We start from the raw sequence: 24,403 nt of genomic DNA, 5'->3' as shown, positions 1-24,403 counted from the left end.
GGCACTCCTCGCGATCGTTCGGCTGACTGCGTTGTCACCCGCGATCCTACGGCGATGTGAGCAAGGCCCTGTGCTCCAGCGGGCGGCTTGACCCTAGACTCAGGCGTTGCCGAAGGGAGTTCAGCTGTGTCTGACAGCAAGCGCATCACCAAGGTGCTGGTCGCGAACCGGGGCGAGATCGCCGTCCGGGTCGTCCGCGCCGCCGCCGACGCCGGCCTGGGCAGTGTCGCCGTGTACGCCGACCCCGACCGTGACGCGCTGTTCGTCCGGCTCGCCGACGAGGCGTACTCGCTGGACGGTGCCACCCCGGCGGACTCCTACCTCAACATCGCCAAGATCCTCGACGTCGCGGCCCGCTCCGGCGCGGACGCGGTGCACCCGGGCTACGGCTTCCTGGCCGAGAACGCCGAGTTCGCCCAGGCGGTGATCGACGCCGGGCTGATCTGGATCGGCCCGCCGCCGAGCGCGATCGACTCCCTCGGCGACAAGGTCAAGGCCCGGCACATCGCCGAGAAGGTCGGCGCCCCGCAGGTGCCCGGCACGCCCAACCCGGTCGCGGACGCTGACGAGGTGCTCGCCTTCGCCGCGGAGTACGGTCTGCCGATCGCGATCAAGGCGGCGTACGGCGGCGGTGGTCGCGGCATGAAGGTGGCCCGGACCATGGAAGAGGTGCCGGAGCTGTTCGAGTCCGCGACCCGTGAGGCGATCAGCGCCTTCGGTCGCGGCGAGTGCTTCGTCGAGCGGTACCTGGACAAGCCGCGACACGTCGAGACCCAGTGCCTGGCGGATGCCCACGGCAACGTCGTGGTGATCTCGACCCGCGACTGCTCCCTGCAGCGCCGCTACCAGAAGCTGGTCGAGGAGGCGCCCGCGCCGTTCCTCTCGGCTGAGCAGCTCGAGACGCTCTACAAGTCGTCCAAGGCGATCCTGCGTGAGGCCGGCTACGTCGGCGCCGGGACCTGCGAGTTCCTGATCGGCCAGGACGGCCTGATCTCCTTCCTCGAGGTGAACACCCGCCTGCAGGTCGAGCACCCGGTCAGCGAAGAGGTCACCGGGATCGACCTGGTCCGGGAGATGTTCCGGATCGCCGACGGCGAGGAGCTCGGGTACGACGACCCGGCGGTGTCCGGTCACTCGATCGAGTTCCGGATCAACGCCGAGGACCCGGGCCGCGGCTTCCTCCCCGCGCCCGGAACGCTGACCAAGTGGCACGCGCCGTCCGGCCCGGGCATCCGGCTCGACGGCGGCTACGACCAGGGCGAGACCGTGCCCGGCTCGTTCGACTCGCTCGTCGCCAAGCTGATCGTCTCCGGCCGCGACCGCACCCAGGCGCTCGAGCGGTCCCGCCGCGCGCTGAAGGAATTCGTGGTCGAGGGCATGCCGAGCGCGGTGCCGTTCCACGCGGCCGTGGTCAGCGACCCGGCCTTCACCGGTGAGAACGGCTTCGCCGTCCACACCCGCTGGATCGAGACCGAGTTCGACAACAAGATCCCCCCGTACGACGGTGTCGCGGAGAGCGCGGAGACCCCCGAACGGGAGCGGGTCACCGTCGAGGTCGGCGGCAAGCGCCTGGAGGTCGTGCTGCCCGCCGGGCTCGGGGCCTCCGCGGTCGCAGCCGGCGGCAACGCCAAGAAGAAGCCCGCCAAGCGGGCCGGTGGCAGCGGTAAGGGCGCGGCCGCGTCGGGTGACTCGCTGACGTCGCCGATGCAGGGCACGATCGTCAAGATCGCGGTCGAGGAGGGCGCTGTCGTTGCCGAGGGCGACCTGATCGTCGTGCTCGAGGCGATGAAGATGGAGCAGCCGCTGAACGCGCACAAGGCCGGCACCGTGACCGGCCTGTCCGCCGAGGTCGGCGCGACCGTCGCCGCGGGCGCCGCGATCTGCGAGATCAAGGACTGAGAGGATTTACAGGCTGTTCTCAGGTACCGCTAGCAGGTTCGGCTCTACTATCGCTCACGGCACACTGTGTTGCCGCGAGGTTGAGGAGAGACCTGCATGTCCAAGAAGACCCATCAGCATCAGCTCGCGCAGCGCAAGGCGCAGCGCCAGGCCGAACGTGAGGCCGAGCGCCGCCGCCAGCGACGGATGCTGACGATCACGATCTCGGCCATCGTCGCGGTGGTCGTGGTGATCGGAGGTGGCTTCGTGGTGCTGCGCAACACCGGCAACGACACGCCGGCCGCGAGCGGCTCTCCCTCGCCGTCGGCGCCGACGGCACTGCCGTCGTCAGCCGGGCCGGACAACAAGCCGAAGTCGATCCCGACCGCTCTCGCGGCCCCGCCGAAGCGGCCGACCGCGCTCCCCGCCCAGGTGGACTGCACCTACAAGAAGTCGACCACGCCGGCCAGCAAGACGGTGAACCCGCCGGCCAACGGCAAGGTCAAGGCCAGCGGCACCTCGGCGGTCACGCTCGGCACCTCGATCGGTGACCTGCACCTGACGCTGGATAGCAGCCTGGCCCCCTGCGCGGTGAAGAGCTTCCTCAGCCTGGTCGGCCAGAAGTACTTCGACAACACCACGTGCCACCGCCTGACCGTGGGCGCCGGCCTGCAGGTGCTCCAGTGCGGTGACCCCTCCGGCTCGGGCAGCGGCGGTCCCGGCTACAGCTTCAACGACGAGGTCTACCCGCAGCTGAAGTACGGCCGGGGCACCCTGGCGATGGCGAACGCCGGTCCCAACACGAACGGCAGCCAGTTCTTCATCGTGTACGGCGACGCGTCCGCGCTGACCCCGGCGTACACGGCCTTCGGCACGGTCGACGCGACGAGCCTGAAGGCGATCGACAAGGTGGCCAACGCAGGCGTCATCCCGGAGGGCGGGCCTACCGACGGCAAGCCCGCCACCCCGGTCAACATCAAGACCGCTACTGCCGCAACCTGAGCCGGACCATCAGGCCAGCTCGTCGTACCGGCTGCGAGGCCAGGCCAGTAGCGCGTCGATCTGGACCATGCCGGACTGCTCGAGCAGCTGGACCGGCCCGTCAGCGAAGTGGAAGAGGCCCGTGGCAGGATCGCGGGCCTCCTTCCATGCCCGGTCCGAGTAGGCCTGCATGGTCGCCTTGTAGCTGCGGTCCGGCGCGACCGAGTCGAGGATCAGCAGGTTCTTGAAGTAGATCGAGTTGAACCGGGTCGGCTGCTTCCAGAGCCGGTCCTCGCTGCCGTAGAAGGCGAGCGACGCCTTCGCGACCGACTTCGCGTCCGCCAGGTACTTCTTCTCACCAGTTGCCTTGAACAACAAAGTGCCGGCGCCCAGCATCACGCCCTGGTTGTAGCTCCACTGGGTCTTCTCGACGTTCCCGGCCAGGTCGATGTGGTCGGAGTACAGGCCGTTCGGGGCGAGCATGCATTCCTGCGCCCAGGCGTACATCCGCTTCGCCCAGGTCAGGTACGACTTGTCCCGGGTCAGCAGGTAGAGGTGTGCGCCGAGTTCAGCGCCGGGGCCGTTCGACACGGTGTTGCGGTCCTGGCTCCAGGGCGCCTGGGTCCAGTAGACGCCGCCCGCGCACGGGTGCGCCGGATCGGTGTCCCAGCCGTGCACGACGAGCGCGAAGATCTCCTTGGCCCGCGCCAGCGACGAGCGGTCACCAGTCCGCTGGTAGTGCTGGACGAGGTTCAGGCCGATCCACTCGTTGTCGTCGTAGAACTTGTCGCCACCCTGACCGAGCGGCGGCCGGAGATAGGAGTCGTAGCCCTTCGGCGTGGTGGTGGCGTTCCAGTAGGGCTGGTAGGCGTCGAGCCTGCGCTGGGCCTCGGCGGACGCCTTCAGCCCGGACCCCGGGATACCCGCCAGGTTCTCCGCGGCGACCGCGGCCTGCGAGTACGGCCAGACGTAGGAGTAGGGGTTCTGCTGGGTGTTCGGGTACTCCTCCAGCAGCAGGCCCTGGCCGGCGTCGAAGTACTTGTTCAGCGCCTGGTACGACGCCGCGGCGCGGGCGGCCGGGCTAGCCACGGCATCGGCTGCGGGGGCGTGCAGCGCGCCGAGCATCGAGACCGCCAGCAATCCGCCGGTGATCCTTGCAGTTGATATACCAAATTTTGGGCGCATCGAGGTGCTCCTCCTGGGCGGCAGCGGTTGACATCGATGTCACGTTCTAACCGTCGCAGGGATTCGGCGTCAATGCTTCACGATCAGCGGATTTTACGGAGTGGTTGGCATATCAAGCGCAATCGGCTGCGGTGGGACGAAGCTGAACCACGCCGATCGAAGGCTGAGTTTCCCCCGCAGTTGGTCGCCGGTGAGCACCTTCTTGCCGGACGCGCCGACTGCCTCGACCTTGAGCACCCGCCCACCGCCCGGGCCGACACCGGTACGGGCGATCACCCGCAGGCTGCGGATCGCGCCGACCCCGAACGCCGCCTGGAGTTGGGCCGTCGGTCTGGTCACCGTCCAACTGGCGTTGGGATTCCGGTTGCCCGGATACGCGTCCCAACTGTCGGTCTTGACGAGCTGGTACGGCGCGTCGCCGGCCTCGGTGGCTCCACCGTTGGAGGAGGAGAACTCCGCGATGATCGGGGTGTTCCGGTAAAGGCGGATCTGTCCCCCGGTCGCCGTGACCGCCGCATTGGTCGAGGGCTCCTCGTCGGCGTAGCCGCCGTAGACCTGGCAGGCGATCGTGTCGCACAAGTCGTAGGCGCGATTCCCTGCCCGCTTCCGGTGGTACACCGCATAGGTGCGCGCGGCAACAGCCTGCGCCTGTAGTGCGGTTGGACGCCACGTCACCACGGCTTCCCGCGGGACCACGCCTCGCAGGTAGGTCTCCAGCGACAGCACGTTGACCGTGTCCAGGTGGGACCCGGCAGTATCGGTCGCCCGGATGATGCCGCGGTAGGTTGCCTGCCGGCCGGTGGGCAGGATGAGCGCGATCACGCCCGGTCCTTCGAACTGTGCCATCCCCTTGAGGGTGCGCCAAACGGTCCAGGTCCGCTTCTTCGCGTCGAACGAGCTGACCCGGGTGCCGTGCTCGCCATACGGGTCGATGGACCACTGGTTGCGGGTTGATGCCTTGGGCAACGTGTAGACCTTGCCGGCCTTGAGGTCGCGCAGCCGGAGGTTGTTCGCGGCAACCACCCGGACCCCGTCGGTGAAGTCGGCCGTCAGCCGGATGCGGAGGTTCCCGGTCGCCTTGCCGACCGCGGTGCCGGGGTAGTAGAAGTCGAGGATCTGCTGGAGGTTCTTGCCCGCGATGGCCGCGCCCTGGGCGCCGTACTGGGACATTCCGCGTCCATGGCCGAAGCCGCGGCCGCTGATCGTGGTCGTCGCCTGCGCTTGCGGTGGTTCCGCGTCGCGGGCCGCCGCGAGTCCGCTGGGAAGGGTCGCCAGCACCAGGACGACCAGGATCGCTCGTCTCATGTGACGTAGACCTTCTGGGTGCGGTGGCTCAACGTGAGGCGGCCGTGCTGGAACTTCTGCTGTACACCGCCGCTCACCTTGAACGGCTCCGAGATGGGCAGGCCGAGACGGGACCGCTCCGCGCCGAGACCCCCGTACTTGCGGGAGATCTGGCCGCTCACGGCATGCATGCCGACGCCCCGCGACCAGTAGATCGCTCCGGCCTGGAACCGCTGCAGCCGACTTCCCGGCACACGTCCGTTGCCCTGTTCGGCGACAGGCATGCCGAGGAGGCCGTCCGGGCCGAACCGGCGGAAGTAGGTACGGAAACCACCCTGCACGCTGCGGGCGCCGCTGGCCGGAGACCAGTAGATGTCGCGGGCGCCGAAGTACGTGGCTCGGCCTTTCCTGGTCGGATGTTCGCCCCAGAAGGGCTGGCCGATGGTGCGATAGCCGCCGAGTTTCTGGGCGTACTGATAGATCTCGGTGGAGACACTCCTACCCATCAGCACGTTGATCCGCTGCTTCAGCCAACCGAGTTTGGAGTAGAGGTTGTTGCCCGGGCACGCCGTCGCCTTGGTGTCGCGGTGGCCGGAGACGGTGTGCAAGTTGGTGCCCGCCAGGACGACCGTGGCCAGTGGCGAGCGGTAGTTGGCGTCGAGCTTCCAGGCGATGATCCTGGCCGTGGTCTCCAGCATCGAGGACGTCGGGGTCGCCTTCTCGAAGTTGCCGATCAGCGAGACGCCGAACGAGTTGCTGTTGAACGCGCCGGTGTGCGCGCCGAGCACCGGCAGTTGCATACCGCCGTAGCGACCCTCGAAGGCCCGGCCGAACTTGTCGACGAGGAAGTTGTACCCGAGGTCGCACCAGCCGCGGCTCTTCACGTGGTACGCGTACATGCCGCGGATCATCGCCGGGACCTGCGCACGCGTGTAGTCGTTGCGGTCGGCCGTGTGGTGAACGAAGGCCGCCTGCACGGACTGGGTGTACTTCGGCTTCGCGCAGGCCGTGCCGTTGTGGCTCCGCAGCCGCTCGTCCGCACCCCAACCGCGCCTGCCGATGACCGCGGGAATCGGGTACGGCGCGCGGCTGTCCACCTGAGCGGCGGCGACTCCCGTCGGCGGGTTCGCGTCGGCAGGGCTCGTGCCGGGCTGGATCAGAGCCACCTTGGCGTCGCGGATCGTCGTACCGTCGAGCGTCGCCAGGGATGCCTCGACCCCGTTGGCGTTGCCGACCCAGAACGGTTCGGTGCCGGATCGTTCCTGGCCCTCGGGTTGCGCCGGGTCCGGTCCGTGCTCATCCTCGACGGGCAGCGTCTCCCACGCGGACCACACGCCGCCGCGTTGGACCCGGACCTTGGCGACCACCTGCCGGGAACTCGCGCGATGCGGCCAGGTGACACCGACGAGCCCGAACGGCTTCGTCTCCGGAGCCGCCGCGGTCGCGGACGTCGTTCCCGGACCTTGCTGCAGTGGCAGTTCCTGGTAGGACGGGTCGACCGTTTGGGTGCCGGATGCGGCGGGTGCTGCGGCGGAGGTCGGTGGGCCGAGCGGGACGAACAGCGCCAGGCCTGTCACCGCGGTCACCGCAAGTCGGGTCTGTCTCATGGGTCATCCCTGTGCGTGGGCAGCGTGCGACTGAGGGCGGCAGTGATCGATTATCTACACACAGTGACCGAATTTCGTGGTATTCCGTTCACCCTGCGTGGCGACGGGGAGGGTGACCCTCGGTTTTCCGCACGATTGGGTTACGCCGGTAGGCTCGACGCAACACTCGTGGAGGAAGGCTCGCCATGTTCACCACCATCTTGCTGATCGCGGTCGTCGTGATCGGCGTACTGGCTTACCGTTCGTACCGGCGAACGCAGCTGGAGACGAAGAAGCGTGACGAGATCACCTCGGCTGAGCTCGAGTCGGTGAAGCGCACCGCCGACGAGGACATCACCAAGTTCGGCGAGGAGTTGCAGGACCTCGACCTCGACATGGTCGGCAAGGACCTCGGCGACGGCGCCCGGCAGGACTACCAGCGCGCCCTGGACTCGTACGAGGCAGCCAAGGAGGCGCTCACCAACGTCACCGAGGCCGAGCAGATCAAGCACGTGATCGAGATCCTCGAGGACGGCCGGTACGCGATGGCCAACGTCCGCGCCCGGGTGAACGGCGAACCGCTACCGCAGCGGCGCCCCTCCTGCTTCTTCAACCCGCAGCACGGCCCGTCCGTCGAGGACGTGATGTGGGCCCCGCCCGGCGGAGCGCCCCGCGAGGTGCCGGCCTGCGCGGCGGACGCCGAGCGCGTCCGCGCGGGTGCCGAGCCGGACGTCCGCAAGGTCATGGTCGGCCCGCAGCGCGTCCCGTACTGGGAAGCCGGCCCGGCCTACTCGCCTTACGCACAAGGCTTGTTCGGCGGTCTCGGCGGCGTGATGACGGGTATGTTCCTCGGCACGATGCTCGGCGGCATGTTCGCAGGCGGCGGCTACGGCGACTACGCGGGGGGCTTCGACGGAGGCGGCTTCGACGGGGGCGACGGCGGTGGTGGCGACGGGGGCGGCGACGGCTTCGACTTCAGCCAGGACTCGGGCGGCGACGGCGGCGGCGGCGACTCCGGCGGCTGGGACTTCGGCGGCGGAGACGGCGGCGGCGGCGACTTCGGCGGCTTCGACTTCTAGTACTGCGACCACGCAGCTCCTGCGTCGCAGCTCGGAGCGGCCAGGCGGCCACGCGGCCGGTGGGTTGTGACAGGTGGCGGGTGGATCTACCGTCACAAGGGTGCACGAGCTCGCTATTACCGAGAGCGTGGTGGAGGCGATCGTCGACAAGGTCGGGGATGGGCCGGTGGCAGGGGTGCGTCTGGAGATCGGGAAGTTGTCGGGGGTGGTTCCGGACTCGGTGCGGTTCTGCTTCGAGATCGTGGCCGCGGGCACCGGGTTGCAGGATGCGCGGTTGGACATCGACGAGCCGCCCGGGCGGGCGTACTGTCGGGAATGCGGTGACGAGTTCGGACTCGACGACCCGATCATGCTGTGCCCGTGCGGTAGCGCGGATCTCGAAGTGCTCAGCGGCCAGCAGCTGAGAATCATCTCCGTGGAGGTGCGCTGACGTGTGTAGCACCTGTGGTTGTTCCGGCGAGGGCAGCGGGACCAGGGTCAACCTGGTCGAGAGTCAGCAGCACGAGCACCCCCATGACCACGACCACGGTGAAGAGCACGGCCATGGGCATGGGCATGGGCATGGGCATGGGCACGGGCATGCGCCGACGGTGGAGCAGACCAGGACGATCCTGCTGGAGCAGGAGATCCTGAGCAAGAACGACAGTCTCGCGGCGGCCAACCGGCATCGGCTGCAGGAGCAGGGCATCACCGCGGTCAACCTGATGAGCTCGCCCGGCTCCGGCAAGACGACTCTGCTGGAGAACACCGTGCACGCGTTGGCAGGCAAGCGCGAAACCCTTGTTATCGAAGGCGATCAGGAGACCTGGCTGGATGCGCAGCGGATCATGGCGACCGGCAGCAAGGTCGTCCAGATCAACACCGGCGCTGGCTGTCACCTGGATGCGGACATGCTGGGCTCCGGCCTGACCGAGTTGGCTCCGCCGGACGGTTCGCTGGTCTTCGTGGAGAACGTCGGCAACCTGGTCTGTCCCGCGCTGTTCGACCTCGGCGAGACCGCGCGCGTGGTGATCATCTCGGTGACCGAGGGCGCCGACAAGCCGGCCAAGTACCCGTACATGTTCCGTACCGCCGACCTCGTCCTGCTGAACAAGATCGACCTGCTCCCGTACGTCGACTTCGACGTGGACCTATGTCTCGGCCTGATCAGCCAGCTCAAGCCCGACGCCCAGGTGCTGCAGATCTCCGCCACCCGAGGCGACAACCTCTCCAGCTGGCTCGACTGGCTCGCCGCTCTTTGACGCCACCACCAGCAGGGCAATGCCTGCCAGGGCCAGCCAGAGGTAGGCGTTGCCCGCGACTTGTTCCAGCGGGGTCCACTTCAGCTCGAGGTTGTTCCGGCGGGGTGGCCACCAGATCGGGGCGACCAGGAACAGCCCGAACCACAGCGCTCCGACGATGACCCGCCACCTGCCCCGCAGTACGCACAAGAGCGAGATGCCCTGCGGCAGAATCCAGACCCAGTGGTGGCTCCACGAGACCGGCGAGCAGAGCAGGCCGATCAGGGCGCAGGCGGAGACCGAGGCGAGTTGTTCGCCGCGGCGCCAGAGCAGCCAGGTCACCCAGAGGCCACCGATCACCGTGAGACCTACCATTGCCTGCCAGGCGCGGCCGCCTCCTGCGAGGTCGCCGGTCAGCCTGATCAGGAATCCGTTCCAGGACTGGTTACCGGAGTAGGCCAGGCCTCCGATCCGCCCGGTGTCCCCGATCAGGTGGGTCCAGTAGTCCAGCGCGGTTCGAGGAGCGACGAGGAAACCGAGTGCCACCGTGGCGGCGAACGCGGCCGTTGCCTGCAGCAACGCTCGCCACTGCCTGGTGACCAGCAGCAGGCCGAAGAAGACGAGCGGGGTCAGCTTGACCCCGGCGGCGATCCCGATCCAGACCCCCCGGGAAAAATGCTTCTGGTCGAGTACGTCGTACAGGACGATCGCGCAGAGGATCAGGTTGATCTGACCGTACGAGAGGGTCTCGCGAACCGGTTCCAGCAGCAACGACCCGGCCACCAGAGCGACCAGTACCGCGGGGTGCGTGCGGCCGAGGACCTTCCGCAGGCTCAGCCGCCAGATCGCCACCAGGGCGACCAGTGATGCCGCGATCGAGGCGGCGTAGGCAACAGGCCAGGGCAGCAAGGAGACGGGCACCATCAGCAGACCACCGAACAGCGGATAGGTGAACGGCATCGAGATGTCGCGCAGCCGGGCGCCGTACAGCGTCGACGGGTCGGCCAGGATCGCCGAACCGCCCAGCCGGTACACCTTCAGATCGGCACCGGTGTGGTTCCATACCAACGGCAGCAGCATCGCTATCGCGACGCAAACCGCGCCGGCCAGCCACCAGAGCCTGGCCGGGTTCCCCAATCTCCCCGTCACTCCATCCAGCCTGGCACCAGGACAGGCCAAAACCGGTCTATGCCACGTGGCAACTTGTGGCCACCGAATGCGGTGCGCTCACCCGTTGGCGTGACACCGCGAGCACGACCACGGCGAACAGCGCGGCGATGAGGTAGGCGTTGCCGAGGAACTGGTCGCCGAACGACCAGTCGAGCTCGCGGTTGTCGTGATTCGGCGGCCACCAGATCGGCGCGATGGTGAAGAGGCCGAACCAGGCGATCCCGACGACGATCCGCCGGCGGCCGTGGCATGACCTCAGCAACGACACTCCGAGCGGGATCACCCAGACCCAGTGGTGGCTCCAGGAGACCGGCGAGCACAGCAGCCCGACGAGGGCGCAGACGGAAATCCCGGCGAGGTGATCGCCGCGAACCCACAGGAATCGCGACAGCCAGAGCCCGCCCGCGACGGTGACCGCGACCAGGGCCAGCCAGATCGCGCCGCCGCCCTCGAGGTTGCCGGTCAGCCTGATCAGGAAGGCGTTCCACGACTGGTTGCCGGCGAAGGCGAGGCCGCCGATACGGGTGGTGTCGGAGACCAGGGACGTCCAGTACTGCGTGGCGGCGTGCGGGCTGACCAGGAATCCGGCCAACACCGTGACGGCGAACCCCGCCGAGGCGTGGGCCAGAGCCCGCCACTGACGCGTGACCACCAGCAGGCCGAGGAAGACGAGCGGGGTCAGCTTGATTCCCGCGGCGATCCCGATCCACAGTCCGCGACGAGCATGCCGCGCATCGAGTACGTCGTACAGGATCAAGGCACAGAGCATCAGGTTGATCTGACCGAAGCCGAGGGTTTCGCGGACGGGCTCCAGCAACAGCGATCCCGCAATCACCGCCAGCAGCAAGGCTGACGAAAGCCGGACGGACATCCGCCAGACGGCAACCAGCGACAGGAACGTGCCAACAGTCCAGACGGTGACGGCGACCGGCCACGGAACCAGCGCGAACGGAACCATCACGATCGCGGCGAACGGCGGATAGGTGAACGGCAACCCCGCCAAGCGAGCGTCATACAGCGCCGATGCGTCGTCCAGCAGCGTCGATCCACCCAGCCGGTAGACCTTCAGATCAACCAGCGAGTGCTGCCAGAGCATCGGCAGGACGATGCCGGCAACAACACAAACCCCGACCGCCGTCCCCCACCGCACCCTGCTCCGCATGCCTCGATCCTGGCATGCCACCGGGCTCACCAACTTCAGCCTCACTCAGCCGGCGAGGGGCCGAAGATTGCGTGAACCCGGCGGAGGTCCCGCAGTCGGGGCTCGGTGGTGCCGCTCAGCCAGCGGCTCACGGTCCGGACCGAAACGCCGATGCGCTGGGCGGCCGCCTCCTGGGACAGTCCCTGCCGGCGGAGCACGCTGGTCAGCCAGTCCGCGAACGGTTCCTCGCCCACCCGGGGTCCCAAGCCGAGCCGCCTGGTCCCCGCTCCGTGCAGCACCTCCACCTCCACCCCGTCGGGGAAGATCCGCACGGTCACGTCGAAGCTGCCTTCAGCCGGGCCCGCGGCGGCCAGGATCGCCGAGGTGATCGCGTCGTACAGGGCGCCTTTCTCCGCCGGTTCCAGCTCGACCGGAGCCAGCGCCTCGTGGACGAAGAGCTCGGCGTCCGGAAGTGCGCCCGGCCGGGCCGGGAACATGTGGGAGACGACGACCACCGGCGAGACGAACGGACCGTTGTCGTCGCCGACCGGCAGGGGATCGTCGGACATCTCGGCACGGGCTTTCGGAGAACGCTTAGGTGCTCAACCGTAACCTCGCGCAGGCAGCACGTCGATGACCTGACCCGGCGGCCGAGATTGTCTGAGCGATGGTTCCCCAAGTGCGGCGGCAAGTCCGGAGATCGCCGATTCCGGGATTTCCCGAGAGCCCCATTAATACCCGACACAAGTGTCTGTCCCGGTGCGGATTCCGGACGTACTGTCCGAGAAGAACTCCTTGAGGAGGCTCGGACGATGTCGATGACCCTGGAACCTGAGCAAGCACAGGAAGCGGCCGACGAAGGTGTCGTACATATCCTCTGGATGAACGGCGGCCTGAGCTGCGACGGGGACTCCGTCGCCCTCACCGCGGCGACCCAGCCCAGCATCGAGGAGATCGTGCTCGGGGCGTTGCCGGGGCTTCCGAAGATCGCGGTGCACTGGCCGCTGATCGACTTCGAGTGCGGCCCGGAGACCGGTGCCGACAACTTCATCGAGTGGTGGCACAAGGCCGACCGCGGTGAGCTCGAACCCTTCGTCCTGGTCGTGGAGGGGTCGATCCCGAACGAGGCGATCAAGTCGGAGGGGTACTGGGCCGCCTTCGGCAACAACCCCTCGACCGGGCAGCCGATGAAGACCTCGGAGTGGCTCGATCGACTGGCCCCGAAGGCGACCGCTGTGGTTGCCGTCGGCACCTGTGCGGCGTACGGCGGGATCCACGCGATGGCCGGCAACCCCACTGGCGCGATGGGTGTACCGGACTATCTGGGCTGGAGCTGGAAGTCGAAGGCCGGACTGCCGATCGTCTGCGTGCCTGGCTGTCCGATCCACCCGGACAACCTGTCCGAGACGCTCGTCTACCTGCTCTACCAGGTCGCCGGCCAGGCCCCGATGATCCCGCTCGACGCCGAACTGCGACCGCAATGGCTGTTCGGGCGGACGGTGCACGAGGGGTGCGACCGCGCCGGGTACTACGAGCAGGGCGACTTCGCCAAGGAGTACGGCTCGCCGAAATGCCTGGTGAAGTTGGGCTGCTGGGGACCGGTGGTCAACTGCAACGTGCCCAAGCGGGGCTGGATCAACGGCGTCGGCGGGTGCCCGAACGTGGGTGGCATCTGCATCGCCTGCACGATGCCCGGCTTCCCGGACAAGTTCATGCCGTTCATGGACGAACCACCCGGCAGCAAGGTGTCCGTCGCCGCGAGCACCGCCTACGGCACGGTGATCCGCAGGCTGCGGAAGATCACCATGAACACCGCCAACAAGGAACCCAAATGGCGGCACAAGGGATCGACCTTGACCACCGGCTACGAGAAGGTGCTGCAGCCATGACCACCACAGAACCGAAGGTCAGCCCGGCTACCGAGGAGACGAGGAGCTCCGACGTCGTGGAGATGGCCTGGGACCCGATCACCCGGATCGTCGGCAGCCTCGGCATCTACGCCAACGTCAACTTCAAGTCCAAGACCGTCGAGGAGTGTCACAGCACCTCCTCCATCTTCCGCGGCTACAGCATCTTCATGAAGGGCAAGGACCCTCGGGACGCCCACTTCATCACCAGCCGGATCTGCGGCATCTGCGGTGACAACCACGCCACCTGTTCGGTCTACGCGCAGAACATGGCCTACGGCGTCGCGCCACCGCACCTGGGTGAGTGGATCATCAACCTGGGCGAGGCCGCGGAGTACATGTTCGACCACAACATCTTCCAGGAGAACCTGGTCGGGGTGGACTACTGCGAGCGGATGGTCAAGGAGACCAACCCGGGCGTGCTCGAACTGGCGGACCGGACCGAGGCGCCGCACGCCGGCGACCACGGCTACCGGACCATCGGCGACATCATGCGGTCGCTGAATCCGCTCGAGGGCGACTTCTACCGCGAGGCGCTGCACGTCAGCCGCTATACCCGGGAGATGTTCTGCCTGATGGAGGGACGCCACGTCCACCCGTCGACGCTCTACCCCGGTGGTGTCGGCACGGTCGCGACGATCCAGCTGTTCACCGACTACCTGACCCGGCTGATGCGCTACATCGAGTTCATGAAGAAGGTCGTGCCGTTGCACGACGATCTGTTCGACTTCTTCTACGAGGCGCTGCCGGGCTACGAGCACGTCGGCGAGCGGCGCATTCTGCTCGGCTGCTGGGGCAGCCTCAACGACCCGGCGATCTGCGACTTCAAGTACGAGAACATGGAGGCCTGGGGGCGGCGGATGTTCGTCACCCCCGGTGTGGTGGTGGACGGCAAGCTGGTCACCAACAGCCTGGTCGACATCAACCTGGGCCTGCGGATCCTGCTCGGCAGCTCGTACTACGACGACTGGGACGACGGCAGCCACGAGAAGTTCGTCGACAGGGACCCGCTGGGCAACCCGATCGACGTACGGCACCCGTGGAACCAGCACACCATTCCCAAGCCGCAGAAGCGCGACTTCGCCAACGCCTACAGCTGGACCATGTCGCCGCGCTGGTTCGACGGCAAGGACCACCTGGCACTCGACACCGGCGGCGGCCCGATCGCCCGCCTGTGGTCGACGGCGTTGTCCGGCCTGGTCAACACCGACTATGTCCAGGCCACCGGGCACAGCGTGAAGATCCAGCTCCCCCGGACCGCGCTCAAGCCGGCCACGGAGTACGAGTGGAAGATCCCGCAGTGGAGCAACGCGCTCGAGCGGAACCGGGCCCGGACCTACTTCCAGGCCTACGCCGCCGCGCTGGCGCTGCACTTCTGTGAGAAGGCGATGGCCGAGGTCAGGGCCGGACGGACCGAGACCTGGACCCCGTTCAAGGTGCCGGACAACGCGATCTCCTGCGGTTTCACCGAGGCCGTGCGGGGCGTGCTCTCGCACCACATGGTGATCCGCGACGGCAAGATCGCGAACTACCACCCGTACCCGCCGACCCCGTGGAACGGCAGCGTGCGCGACTCCTACGGGACCCCCGGGCCGTACGAGGACGCCGTACAGAACACGCCGATCTTCGAGGAGAACCCACCCGAGCGGTTCAAGGGCATCGACATCATGCGGGCGGTCCGCAGTTTCGACCCCTGCCTGCCCTGTGGCGTCCACATGTTCGTCGGCAACGGGACAGAGAAGACCCACCTGCACTCGCCAACTATCGCGGTCAAGCCCTACTAGCATGAACCGCCGCGACGCGCAGGCGTTGAGCGAACGGATCGACGTGCTGCTGGATGAAGTCCAGCGGCGTGCCGAGCCGGAGGTGACCGACAAGGTCGAGGAGCTGATGCGCGCTGTGCTCTCCCTGCACGGCGCGGGCCTCGAGCAGCTGCTGGCGCGGCTGGACGAGACGCAGGTCCGGAACCTGCTGGAGGACGACCTCGTCGCCGGGATGCTGTTGCTGCACGACCTGCACCCCGATGACGTGGCGACCCGGATCCAGGGCGCGCTCGACAGCGTGCGGCCTTACCTCGGCTCGCACGCGGGCGGGATCGACTACCTGGGCATCGATGACGAGGGCATCGTCCATCTCCGCCTGCAGGGCAGCTGCGAAGGCTGCCCGGGGTCGACCGCCACGGTCCGCCTGACGGTGGAGAACGCCGTGCTCGACGCGGCCCCCGAGGCGGTCGCCGTCGACGTGGAAGGCATGGTCGCGGCCAAGAAGCAGACCCTGCTGACGATCGAACCCTTCCGCGCCAGCCAGGACACCGAGGGCTGGCACCGGCTCGACCTGGCCACGGCGCCCGGCCAGGTCCAGAAGCTGGTCGTCGCCGACCTGGAACTGCTGGTGGCGAACCTCGCCGGCACGTTCTTTGCCTATCGCAACAATTGCCCGACCTGCTCGTCCGTCCTGCAACACGGCCGACTGGACGGCGACGAGCTCACCTGCCCACGGTGCACTGCCGTGTACGACGTGCGCCTGGCCGGGCGAGCACTTGCACCCGTCGGGGCACCGCCGCTCGAGGCCTTGCCGCTGCTGCCGGATGACACCGGCTGGAAGGTCGCGGTACCAGGAAGGCAGCTCGCGTGAGGCCCTCACCCGGGCTTCGCTCGCTGGCGCGGGACAAGCCGCCACCACCGGCCCCCGTGGACCCGGTCGCGGTCCTGCGCGGCTACACGGGAGGCGTACGGGAGCAGCTCGCGCCGGGTGAGCAGTGTGAGATGTGCGCGGTGCCGATCGGTCCGGAGCACCCGCACATCGCGGATGTGCCGGACCACCGGCTGCTGTGCACCTGCCGGCCGTGCTACCTGCTCTTCAACGCCGAGGCAGCGTCGCGCGGCCACTACCGCGCCGTACCGGAGGAGTACCGGTTCAACAAGGACTTCGCCATGTCCGCGGCTCAGTGGGAGGCGCTCGGCATCCCGGTGAACCTGGCCTTCCTGTTCCACCAGACCGATCAGGCGCGTCACGTCGCCTTCTACCCGAGCCCGGGTGGGGCGACCGAGTCGCTGCTGGACCTGGCGAGCTGGGACGAGGTGGTCGCGGCCGATCCCCTGCTGGGCAAGCTGATCCCGGACGTCGAGGCAGTGTTGCTGCGCCGGCTGGAGGACGCGTTCGAGTGCTATCTCGTGCCGATCGACTCGTGCTACGAGCTGGTCGGCATCGTCCGGCAGTACTGGGAGGGCTTCGCCGGCGGCGAGGAGGTCTGGGGACGGATCGACGAGTTCTTCGCCGGCGTGAAGGAGCGCTGCCGTGGTTGACCTCGACTTCACCTGTATCGGCTCGGACGCCGACCGGTACGCCGCAACGCCGACCGTGCTGCTGCAGCTGCGCGTCACCGAGACGACCGGTACGCCGGTGCATGCGCTGGCGTTGCGTTGTCAGATCAGGATCGAGCCGATCCGCCGGCGCTACGACGACGAGGAAGGCGAGGCGCTGGCGGACCTCTTCGGTGACAGAGCCCGCTGGGGTGAGACCCTCAAGCCGCTGCAGCTGGCGTTCGTCACGCAGATGGTGCCGGGATTCACGGGTTCGACCGAGGTGGAGCTGCAGCTGCCCTGCAGCTACGACTTCGACGTCGCCGCGCACAAGTATCTCTACGCACTCCGTGAGGGTGGGGTGCCGTTGCTGCTGCTCTTCAACGGGACGATCTTCACCGGGAGCTCCGGCAGTCTGTCCGTGACACCCGTCGCCTGGCAGAAGGAGACGTCGTACGCGCTGCCCGTGCCGGTCTGGCGGGAGGCGATGGACCAGCACTTCCCCGGCGCCGCGTGGCTGAGGTTGCGGCGGGAGACCTTCGACAAGCTCTACAGCTATCGCGCCCGGGAGGCACTGCCCGGCTGGGACGACGCGATCGAGCGGCTGCTGAAGGAGAGTCTGGAATGACCTCGTTCGAAGGGATCCAGCAGGTCGCCGACGCGTTGCTGTTCGAGGGGTACGTGCTGTATCCCTACCGCGCGTCCGACGGGAAGAACCGGGTGCGCTGGCAGTTCGGCGTCCTGATGCCGCCCTCCTACGGCGCCGTGGACCCGTCCGAGCGGACCTGGTCGCAGACTGACTGCCTGCTCGACGGCGACGAGGCCGAGCTGACCGTGCGGATCCGCTTCCTCCAGGCTCAGCGGCGTACGGTGCTGAACGCCGAGCGGGTCGAGGTGGAGTCGTTGCAGACCGAGGACACGTCCTACGTCGCCTGGGACGAGGCGGTGGAGCAGCACATCGACGTCACGATCGACCTTGCCGACCTGCCGCGCGAAGTGCCCTTCGAAGTTCCCGGGGGCACCGAACTGGAGCCGGTGGGCGAGGCGGGCTTCCTGCAACGGACCCGGCAACCGCTGGCAGGAATCCTTGCCCTCAGCACCGAGACGTTGCCCGGCCCGTACGGCGTGGTGCGGTTGCGGCTGCGGGTGGAGAACACCAGTGTGGGCAGCGATACCGAACGATCCAAGGCGTTGCGGCAAGCATTGATCGCCCATCACGTGCTCGTCGCGGCCGATGGCGCCCGCTTCCTGTCGTTGCTCGAACCTCCTGAATGGGCGACCGGCTACGTGGCGGGGTGCGAGAACCTCGGCATCTTCCCGGTCCTGGCCGGTGAGCAGTTGTTGTCGTCGCCGATCATCCTGTACGACCACCCGCGGATCGCGCCGGAGAGCCAGGGCGACCTGTTCGACGCCACCGAGATCGACGAGATCCTCAGCCTGCGCACGATGACCCTCACCGAGGACGAGAAGCGCGAGGTCCGTGGGACGGATCCGCGGGCGGCAGCGATGCTGGACCGGGTCGACTCGATGCCGCAGGAGATTCTCGACCGCCTGCACGGCACGCTCCGCTACGTGCGCAAGGTGACCGAGCCGGAGCCTGCTCCTGCCGACGCGCCGTGGTGGGACCCCGGCAACGACGCCACTGTGTCCCCCGAGACGGACACGGTGATGGTCGGCGACGTTCCGGTCGGCAGCGGAGTACGCGTCCGGCTGCGTCCCGGCGTACGGCGGGCCGATGCGCAGGACATGTTCCTCGCCGACCGGGTCGGGACGGTGGTGGCGGTGCTGTCGGATGTGGACGGCCAGACGCATGTCGCCGTGGCCCTGGACGGCGAGGAGGGTGAGGTGCAACGGTCACACGGCCGCTACCTCTACTTCAGCCCGGACGAGATCGAGCCGCTGGTGAGTGCGGGATGAACGCGCGGATCCTGGTCGCCGGACTGGGCAACATGTTCTGCAGCGATGACGCCTTCGGGGTCTCGGTGATCGAGAAGCTGGTGGGGCGTACCTGGCCGGAGGGCGTCGAGGTGCAGGACTTCGGCATCCGCGGCATCCACCTGGCCTACCAACTGCTCGAACCGTACGACCTCGTCGTACTGGTCGACACGGTGCAGCGCGACGGTCCGCCAGGGACGGTCTATGTGGTGGAGGCGGAACCGGATCCAGAGCCTGGGCCAGAAGTCAGCATGGACGCCCACGACCTCGGTCCGGACGCCGTGCTCTCGCTTGTTCCACGACTCGGTGGGATCTTGGGACCAGTCGTGGTGGTCGGCTGCGAGCCGGCCGAAATGGGTACCGGGATCGGGCTCAGTCCCGCGGTGGAGGCTGCCGTCGAGACCGCAGCACAACTGGTGACCGACCTGGTCATCGGAAACACTTCGTCGGCCCAGGCGCCGGTGGGGGTTACAGAAGGGAAGTTGTGATGCGTTTCGTCGTTCTCGGAGTCGTTGCCCTGGTTGCCGCCGGGGCGGCCTACGCCGTAGTGCCGGACGTCATGCGGTACCTCCGGCTGAGGGCCATGTAGCAGCTCATGTGCCTCGGTATTCCTGGCCGGATCGTCAGCACCACGCCAGGCCTCGACCTCGGACAGGTCGAGGTGGCCGGCGTGGTGCGCGAGATCAACCTCGCGCTGCTGGACGGGCCCTTCGTGCCGGGTGAGTTCATCTTGATCCATTCGGGCTTCGCCCTCGAGCGGATGTCGCCCGAGCGAGCCGCCGACGCGCTCGCGTTCTTCGGTCCGGAAGCCGATGACGCGGTGCCGTTCCGGGCGGACGGATGAGCACGGGCGTACGGGGTGCCGCGGTCCGGCAGCAGACGCCCGGGCCCATCCTCTTCGTCCGCTATGCCCTCGGCCCGAACCGGCACGGGTACTGCGGGCCTGACGACAACACGTCCTTCTTCGAGTACGGCGTCACCGGCAAGGTGGACAACGGTCTGCGCTCACTGGCGATGGAGTTCGCCGGGGCCTGGCCGTACCTGGAGCTGATCGCCGGCGCGACCGGGATCGCGGATCCGCTCGATCACCGCGTGGTCGAGGCGTACTGGGTGGGGAATGCCCTGCTCGACAAGGTCGGTGCCTGTGCGCTGGGCAACTCGATGGAAGACCGCTTCCGGTACAAGACCGGGCACCAGTTCGCCGATCTCGCCGAGGGTGTGGTGGCGGGCGGCATGCCCCACCACAGCTTCCACGTCTTCTGCATCTACCCATGGGTCGGCCTCCTCGGCGACGATCGCCGGTCCGGTCAGGCGCTCACGGTGCTGGACAAGTGCCGGATCCGCTGGGGAAAGGTGATCATCGACACGGGTGACCAGGTGGTCGTGGAGTCGCGGCCGCTCACGTGGGACGGCCGTCGTCTGGAGCTCGGCGAGCCGCAGCAGGAGACCGTCATCCGCGGCGCCGACGGGATGAGCCTGCTGGCGCCACTGCAGCCCGGCGAATGGGTCGCCATGCACTGGGAGTGGGTTTGCGACCGGCTGACCCCGGAGCAACTGACCTCGCTCCGCCGCTACACGGTCTTCCATCTGTCGATGGTCAACGATCGCCTCAGCCATCCTGGCGCGAAGATCGCCCTGGGCTGAGCTGCACTTGCCAGACCCGGCGCAGGTCCCAGGACAGCCGACTGCCGGCCGGACGACTTTCCAGACCCGGCTCCCGGACCAGCACCTCGCCTGCCGGGGTGTCGAGCAGATGGTCGGTGTGCGGGCCACGGAACCAGCTCGCCAGCACCACGCCCGGAAGCGGGCCACCCACGGTGGTCCAGTCCGGGCGCACCAGCAATTGCCTGTCGCCCTCGTGCTCTTCAACCTGGCGGGAGATCGCCACCTTAGCTTCGGCGCCACCGACCGTGACCTTGGCCGTTCCGTTGCCCAGAGCAACGAGCTGTGCCGAGATCACCGACGCCGGGCCGGTCAGGCGCGCCGCCCACAGGCTCACCGGTTCCGCATACACCTGGCCGGGTGGTCCGAGTTGGACCAGTCGACCCGCGTCGATCAGGGCGACCTGGTCCGCGATGGCCAGCGCCTCGCCGGCGTCATGCGTCGCGTAGACCGCGGCCGCTCCGGTGGCCCGCTGGCGCGCCATCGCCTCGGACTGGAACGCGGCTCGCAGGTGGGTGTCGAGGTGCGCGGTCGGCTCGTCGAAGAGGTATAACCCCGCCTCCCGCGCCAGCGCCCTGGCCAGACCTACCCGTTGCTGCTCACCGCCTGACAGTTCCGCGGGTCGACGATCCGCCAGCTCTCCGAGCGACAGCCGCTCGAGGAGCTCGGCGGCATCGGCCCGGGCCTGCCGCCGCCGGATGCCGCGCCGACGGGCCGGGTAGGCAACGGTGTCGAGCACCGACAGATGCGGCCACAAGGCGTGGTTCTGGAAGACCATCGCCACGGCCCGGTCCTCCGGTGCCACCTGGAGGTGAGGTGTCGCCACCGTCCGGCCGGCCAACCTGATCTCACCGGCCGCCGCCGGGAGGAATCCCGCGATCGCCTGCAGCAACGTCGACTTGCCGGAGCCGGACGGCCCGAGCAGAGCAAGCACCTCACCATCGGCGACGGTCAACTCCAGCTCGTGGACCACGATCCTCGAACCGTGTGCGACGCTCGCCCGGATGCACTGCAGTGCCGGCTCAGCCATGGCTCACCCGCCTCAGGCGATGCAGCACCGGCCAGAGTGCCAGAGCGGGCAACAGGAGCAACAGCGCCAGCAGAACCGACAACGCGGCCGTAGCTCCGACCTGGCCGAGCTCCTGACTGTTCAACACGACCACGGCGAGCGTCTCACTGCGCGGTCCGTACAGCAGGCTCGACATGGTCACCTCATGCAGAGCGGTGACGAAGACCAGCAACCAGCCGCCGAGCAGGACCGGAGCCAGCGGACGCAGGGCGACCGTCCTGACGGCCGTCAGCAACGACGCGCCACTGGAGCGAGCGGCTCGCAACTCCTCTGGTGGCAACCGGTCGAGACCTCCGGCGACCGGGCGGTGCGCAAGCGCCCAGAGCTTCGCCAGATACGCGATCAGGATGATCGACAAGCTGCCGCCGATCCATCGCCCGTACGCGATGAGCACGGCGAGGGCCAGTGTGGACCCCGGCAGGACCAGCGTGAACGTCACCACGCTGCCCAGGCCGCCCGCACGGTGGCGCCGCTCGACGACCGCCACCAGGCCGCCCAGCACCGTCAGCAAGGTTGCGGCCGCGGCGGCGAGCCACAGGCTCCTGCCGACAGCAGCCAGCATCGACGGGTCGACCACGGCAACGAAGTTGTCCAGCGTCCAGTTCGCCGGGGTAGGCGGCAGCCCGACCGCCCGAGTCAACGCCGCGGTCAACAGCGCCACCGTCGGGATCGCAACGGCGAAGCCGAGGTAGACCCAGAGCACCGCGGCCGCAGCCCGTCCACCGGCAGTCGGCCGCCGCACCACGCCGGCTCCGGCCTGTTGACCGGTACGACGGAACCTCAGGCGAGGACCGAGTACGAGATCGGCCGGAGTGATGACCACCGCCGCGAGCAGCACGAGCGCCAACGCCAGCGTGACCGCTTCGGTGAACGACGCGGGATCGCTGCCGAGCGACAGCGCCGAGTAGATTCTGGTGGTCACCGTGCTGAAGCCTGCCGGCGAACCCATCACCTGCGGTACGGCGAAACTCTCCAGGGTCGCGACGAACGTCAACACCGCAGCGGCCGCGAGTGCCGGGCGTAACAACGGCAGCGTCACCGTCCGGAGGGCCGTCCCGGGCCCGGCACCACTGAGCCTGGCAGCGCGTTCCAGGTCCGGCTCTGCGCGGACGGCAAGGCCAGCTGCCGAGACGAGGTAGACCAGCGGTACTGCGTTCACCACCAGCACGACGGCAACCCCGACCGGACCGAGCACGGCCGGCCAGCGGAGTCCCAGGACAGCGTCAGTGAACCCCGCCCGCCCGTAGGCCTGCGTCCAGCTGTAGCCGAGCACGAACTGGGGAACCAGCAACGGCAGCAGGACGACGAGCCGCAGCGCACCACGGCCCGGTACGTCGCTTCGCCGGAGCACCAGCGCCATCGCGGCTCCGATCGGCACACTGATCACCGTCACGACGACCGCGAGGACGACCGTGTTGATCACGGCGTGCCGAGTGTCCGCGGTAGCCAGCACGCGGAACGGGGAGTCTTCGACGAGGACGGCCTGAACCAACCGGAGTACGGGCAACAGCACCAGGCCGACCAGCAGCAACGCGACCAGGGCAGCGGCGCAGAGTTCGGCCCACTCGGGCCGGTTCGCGCGGCTGTGCCTGACCAGCCGCATCGGTGCCATCTCTGCTCACCGGCCCCGGTCGGTCAGCCGGGGAAGATCGTCCGGTACTTGTCGTACAGAGCCTTGCCGCTCCCGAACAACTTCGACCAGTCGGGTACCACCACCGGCGCTCCGGCCGGTACCTCGGGTCCGCCGAGACCAGGGAGCACCGGATAGACGTTGGTCTTGGCAACCACTTGCTGGCCGGCCCTGCTCGCGACGTACGCCGCGAACTGCTCGGCCAGAGCCTGGTCGCCGGCCTTCGTCGTCACGGCGATCGGCGCATAGATCGCGACGGCGCCCGGCTGCGGCCAGACGACCTGGATCGGGGAACCCTTCTGCTTCGCGAGGTACGCCGAGTTCGCCAGCGTGAAGCCGGCGTCGTAGGTGCCCTTGGCAACACCCGTCAGCACGTCGTCGGGGCTCTTCACCTGAACGGCTCCGTTGGCCTTCAACGCCCGGTAGTAGCCCAGCCCGTACTCGGCGGTGGACGCGAAGTAGCCGAGCATACCGAGCGCCGACGCGGCGAAGCCCGGATCCGGCAGTGCCACCGTGCCGCGATAGGACGGCCCGGTCAGGTCGTGCCAGGTCTTCGGCACAGGCACGCCGTTGCGGACGACGGCAACCAGGTACAGCAGATCCACACCGACATAGTTAGCCGAGCGGTACTGCGCCGGTATGTCGGCCGCGTTCGGTGCGGACCAGGAGCGGAGCAGCTTCTGCGTGTCGAATTGGTGCATGGTCAACGGGTCGCAGGCCCACAGCACGTCGGCTTGGATGCCGCCGATGCGAAGGTCTCCCGCGACCCGGGCGTTCAGCTGGCCGGTCGGCGCCCGGAACAGCTCGACCTTGGTGCCGGCGTGGTCCTTGGTGAAGGCCGCGATCACGGCCTTGGCCGTCGGATCCCCGACGCAGGTGTAGAGGGTGATCGCACCGGTGGTACTCCGCGGTTTGCCGCTCCCGCAGGCCGCCGGCGCCACCAGGGCCACGACCAGCAGGATCGCGGTGGCGAGCCGCCTTCTCATGTCCGGGCCGGCCTGGACAGCCGCGACGGCACGTCGGGCCCGAGGATCCAGTTCCCCTCGGCGATCGAGGCCCCGCGGCGGTCGTGGACCGACCCGCCCGCCCGATCCGGTTCCCAGGCTCCTGGGTCCTCGGTGAGGCCGAGGAGGTAGGTGACCGTGCAGTCGAGGGCGGCGGCCAGTTCCGGCAGCCGGACGACGTCGACGCCGGCTCCGTGCTCGAAGCTGCTCAGGGTCTTGTTGGTGGTGCGGATCCCGCGCCGTGCCAGCCGGCTCACCACCTGCTTCTGGGTCAGCCCCAGCTGGACCCGGCGGGCACGCAGCCGATGGCTGACGATCAGATGACGGTCGACGGTCAGATCGTCGTGGTCACTGAACATGAGAACCTCCC

At 68.3% G+C, this 24,403-nt stretch carries 24 protein-coding genes; 14 read left to right on the top strand and 10 right to left on the bottom strand.

Features of this window, described 5'->3' with window-relative positions:
* The first annotated feature begins 126 nt into the window (after window positions 1-126).
* Both ABD210_RS31435 and ABD210_RS31430 read left to right on the top strand, forming a co-directional pair.
* Entirely contained in the window at window positions 127-1,899 is a 1,773-nt protein-coding gene (locus ABD210_RS31435) for an acetyl/propionyl/methylcrotonyl-CoA carboxylase subunit alpha (RefSeq protein WP_344116566.1), read from the top strand.
* Between the two features lie 96 nt (window positions 1,900-1,995).
* Entirely contained in the window at window positions 1,996-2,880 is an 885-nt protein-coding gene (locus ABD210_RS31430; protein WP_344116565.1) for a peptidylprolyl isomerase, read from the top strand.
* A gap of 9 nt (window positions 2,881-2,889) precedes the next feature.
* Here the strand turns inward: ABD210_RS31430 and ABD210_RS31425 are convergent, their stop codons facing one another.
* The 3 genes from ABD210_RS31425 to ABD210_RS31415 all read right to left on the bottom strand — a co-directional run bounded on the left by ABD210_RS31425 (window position 2,890) and on the right by ABD210_RS31415 (window position 6,935).
* Window positions 2,890-4,044 carry a glycoside hydrolase family 76 protein gene (locus ABD210_RS31425; protein ID WP_344116563.1) on the bottom strand — a complete coding sequence of 385 codons (1,155 nt, stop codon included), beginning with the start codon at window positions 4,042-4,044 and terminating at the stop codon, window positions 2,890-2,892.
* A 93-nt stretch (window positions 4,045-4,137) separates the two neighbouring features.
* Window positions 4,138-5,349, bottom strand: coding sequence for a SpoIID/LytB domain-containing protein (locus ABD210_RS31420; protein WP_344116562.1), 1,212 nt, complete (start codon window positions 5,347-5,349; stop codon window positions 4,138-4,140).
* The gene (locus ABD210_RS31415) at window positions 5,346-6,935 is read right to left on the bottom strand and encodes an N-acetylmuramoyl-L-alanine amidase (RefSeq protein WP_344116560.1); all 1,590 of its coding nucleotides are present in this window, start codon (window positions 6,933-6,935) and stop codon (window positions 5,346-5,348) included. Before ABD210_RS31415 ends, ABD210_RS31420 begins: the two co-directional genes overlap by 4 nt.
* Before the next feature lie 185 nt (window positions 6,936-7,120).
* Between ABD210_RS31415 and ABD210_RS31410 the strand changes: the two genes are divergently transcribed.
* The 3 genes from ABD210_RS31410 (at window position 7,121) to hypB (ending at window position 9,234) form a co-directional block, all read left to right on the top strand.
* The gene (locus ABD210_RS31410; RefSeq protein ID WP_344116559.1) at window positions 7,121-7,993 is read left to right on the top strand and encodes a hypothetical protein; all 873 of its coding nucleotides are present in this window, start codon (window positions 7,121-7,123) and stop codon (window positions 7,991-7,993) included.
* A 100-nt stretch (window positions 7,994-8,093) separates the two neighbouring features.
* The gene (locus ABD210_RS31405; protein ID WP_344116558.1) at window positions 8,094-8,423 is read left to right on the top strand and encodes a hydrogenase maturation nickel metallochaperone HypA/HybF; all 330 of its coding nucleotides are present in this window, start codon (window positions 8,094-8,096) and stop codon (window positions 8,421-8,423) included.
* Window position 8,424: 1 nt separating this feature from the next.
* Window positions 8,425-9,234, top strand: coding sequence for a hydrogenase nickel incorporation protein HypB (hypB, locus tag ABD210_RS31400; protein ID WP_344116557.1), 810 nt, complete (start codon window positions 8,425-8,427; stop codon window positions 9,232-9,234).
* Here hypB and ABD210_RS31395 read toward each other — a convergent pair.
* From ABD210_RS31395 to ABD210_RS31385, 3 genes are read right to left on the bottom strand one after another with little or no spacing between them, the layout of a single operon-like run.
* Window positions 9,124-10,362: a glycosyltransferase 87 family protein gene (locus ABD210_RS31395; RefSeq protein WP_344116556.1), complete on the bottom strand. Its 1,239-nt coding sequence runs from the start codon at window positions 10,360-10,362 to the stop codon at window positions 9,124-9,126. The genes hypB and ABD210_RS31395 overlap by 111 nt on opposite strands.
* 37 nt (window positions 10,363-10,399) lie before the next feature.
* On the bottom strand, window positions 10,400-11,545 hold the full coding sequence (locus tag ABD210_RS31390) for a glycosyltransferase 87 family protein (protein ID WP_344116555.1): 1,146 nt from the start codon (window positions 11,543-11,545) through the stop codon (window positions 10,400-10,402).
* Window positions 11,546-11,586: 41 nt separating this feature from the next.
* Window positions 11,587-12,093 (bottom strand): helix-turn-helix domain-containing protein, encoded by a 507-nt coding sequence (locus ABD210_RS31385; RefSeq protein ID WP_344116554.1) that lies wholly within the window; start codon window positions 12,091-12,093, stop codon window positions 11,587-11,589.
* A gap of 243 nt (window positions 12,094-12,336) precedes the next feature.
* Here ABD210_RS31385 and ABD210_RS31380 point away from each other — a divergent pair, with 243 nt between their 5' ends.
* The 9 genes from ABD210_RS31380 (at window position 12,337) to ABD210_RS31340 (ending at window position 20,312) form a co-directional block, all read left to right on the top strand.
* Entirely contained in the window at window positions 12,337-13,413 is a 1,077-nt protein-coding gene (locus tag ABD210_RS31380) for an NADH-quinone oxidoreductase subunit B family protein (protein WP_344116553.1), read from the top strand.
* The gene (locus tag ABD210_RS31375; RefSeq protein WP_344116552.1) at window positions 13,410-15,215 is read left to right on the top strand and encodes a nickel-dependent hydrogenase large subunit; all 1,806 of its coding nucleotides are present in this window, start codon (window positions 13,410-13,412) and stop codon (window positions 15,213-15,215) included. Before ABD210_RS31380 ends, ABD210_RS31375 begins: the two co-directional genes overlap by 4 nt.
* Before the next feature lies 1 nt (window position 15,216).
* Complete coding sequence (locus ABD210_RS31370) at window positions 15,217-16,065, top strand: NifU family protein (RefSeq protein ID WP_344116551.1); 849 nt, start codon at window positions 15,217-15,219, stop codon at window positions 16,063-16,065.
* A complete protein-coding gene (locus ABD210_RS31365; RefSeq protein ID WP_344116550.1) occupies window positions 16,062-16,736 on the top strand; it encodes a DUF5947 family protein in 675 nt (224 codons plus the stop codon). Before ABD210_RS31370 ends, ABD210_RS31365 begins: the two co-directional genes overlap by 4 nt.
* Window positions 16,729-17,361 (top strand): DUF6084 family protein, encoded by a 633-nt coding sequence (locus ABD210_RS31360; RefSeq protein ID WP_344116548.1) that lies wholly within the window; start codon window positions 16,729-16,731, stop codon window positions 17,359-17,361. Before ABD210_RS31365 ends, ABD210_RS31360 begins: the two co-directional genes overlap by 8 nt.
* Window positions 17,358-18,650, top strand: a complete 1,293-nt coding sequence (locus ABD210_RS31355) for a hypothetical protein (protein WP_344116547.1) — start codon at window positions 17,358-17,360, stop codon at window positions 18,648-18,650. The genes ABD210_RS31360 and ABD210_RS31355 overlap by 4 nt, the downstream gene beginning before the upstream one ends.
* Window positions 18,647-19,156, top strand: coding sequence for a hydrogenase maturation protease (locus tag ABD210_RS31350; protein ID WP_344116546.1), 510 nt, complete (start codon window positions 18,647-18,649; stop codon window positions 19,154-19,156). Before ABD210_RS31355 ends, ABD210_RS31350 begins: the two co-directional genes overlap by 4 nt.
* Window positions 19,157-19,263: 107 nt before the next feature.
* Entirely contained in the window at window positions 19,264-19,512 is a 249-nt protein-coding gene (locus tag ABD210_RS31345) for a HypC/HybG/HupF family hydrogenase formation chaperone (protein ID WP_344116545.1), read from the top strand.
* Window positions 19,509-20,312, top strand: coding sequence for a DUF6390 family protein (locus tag ABD210_RS31340; RefSeq protein WP_344116544.1), 804 nt, complete (start codon window positions 19,509-19,511; stop codon window positions 20,310-20,312). The genes ABD210_RS31345 and ABD210_RS31340 overlap by 4 nt, the downstream gene beginning before the upstream one ends.
* Here ABD210_RS31340 and ABD210_RS31335 read toward each other — a convergent pair.
* Genes ABD210_RS31335 through ABD210_RS31320 form a run of 4 tightly spaced genes read right to left on the bottom strand, consistent with a single transcriptional unit; the run spans window position 20,278 to window position 24,392 of the window.
* A complete protein-coding gene (locus tag ABD210_RS31335) occupies window positions 20,278-21,360 on the bottom strand; it encodes an ABC transporter ATP-binding protein (protein WP_344116542.1) in 1,083 nt (360 codons plus the stop codon). The two genes, ABD210_RS31340 and ABD210_RS31335, sit on opposite strands and share 35 nt — an antisense overlap.
* On the bottom strand, window positions 21,353-23,002 hold the full coding sequence (locus ABD210_RS31330) for an ABC transporter permease (RefSeq protein WP_344116540.1): 1,650 nt from the start codon (window positions 23,000-23,002) through the stop codon (window positions 21,353-21,355). Before ABD210_RS31330 ends, ABD210_RS31335 begins: the two co-directional genes overlap by 8 nt.
* 32 nt (window positions 23,003-23,034) lie before the next feature.
* Entirely contained in the window at window positions 23,035-24,015 is a 981-nt protein-coding gene (locus ABD210_RS31325; protein ID WP_344116538.1) for an extracellular solute-binding protein, read from the bottom strand.
* The gene (locus ABD210_RS31320; RefSeq protein ID WP_344116537.1) at window positions 24,012-24,392 is read right to left on the bottom strand and encodes a helix-turn-helix domain-containing protein; all 381 of its coding nucleotides are present in this window, start codon (window positions 24,390-24,392) and stop codon (window positions 24,012-24,014) included. The genes ABD210_RS31325 and ABD210_RS31320 overlap by 4 nt, the downstream gene beginning before the upstream one ends.
* Between the last annotated feature and the right edge of the window lie 11 nt (window positions 24,393-24,403).

It is taken from the genome of Kribbella alba (genome assembly GCF_039529635.1).
GTDB lineage: Bacteria > Actinomycetota > Actinomycetes > Propionibacteriales > Kribbellaceae > Kribbella > Kribbella alba.
This window is presented reverse-complemented; position numbering and strand designations above follow the sequence as displayed.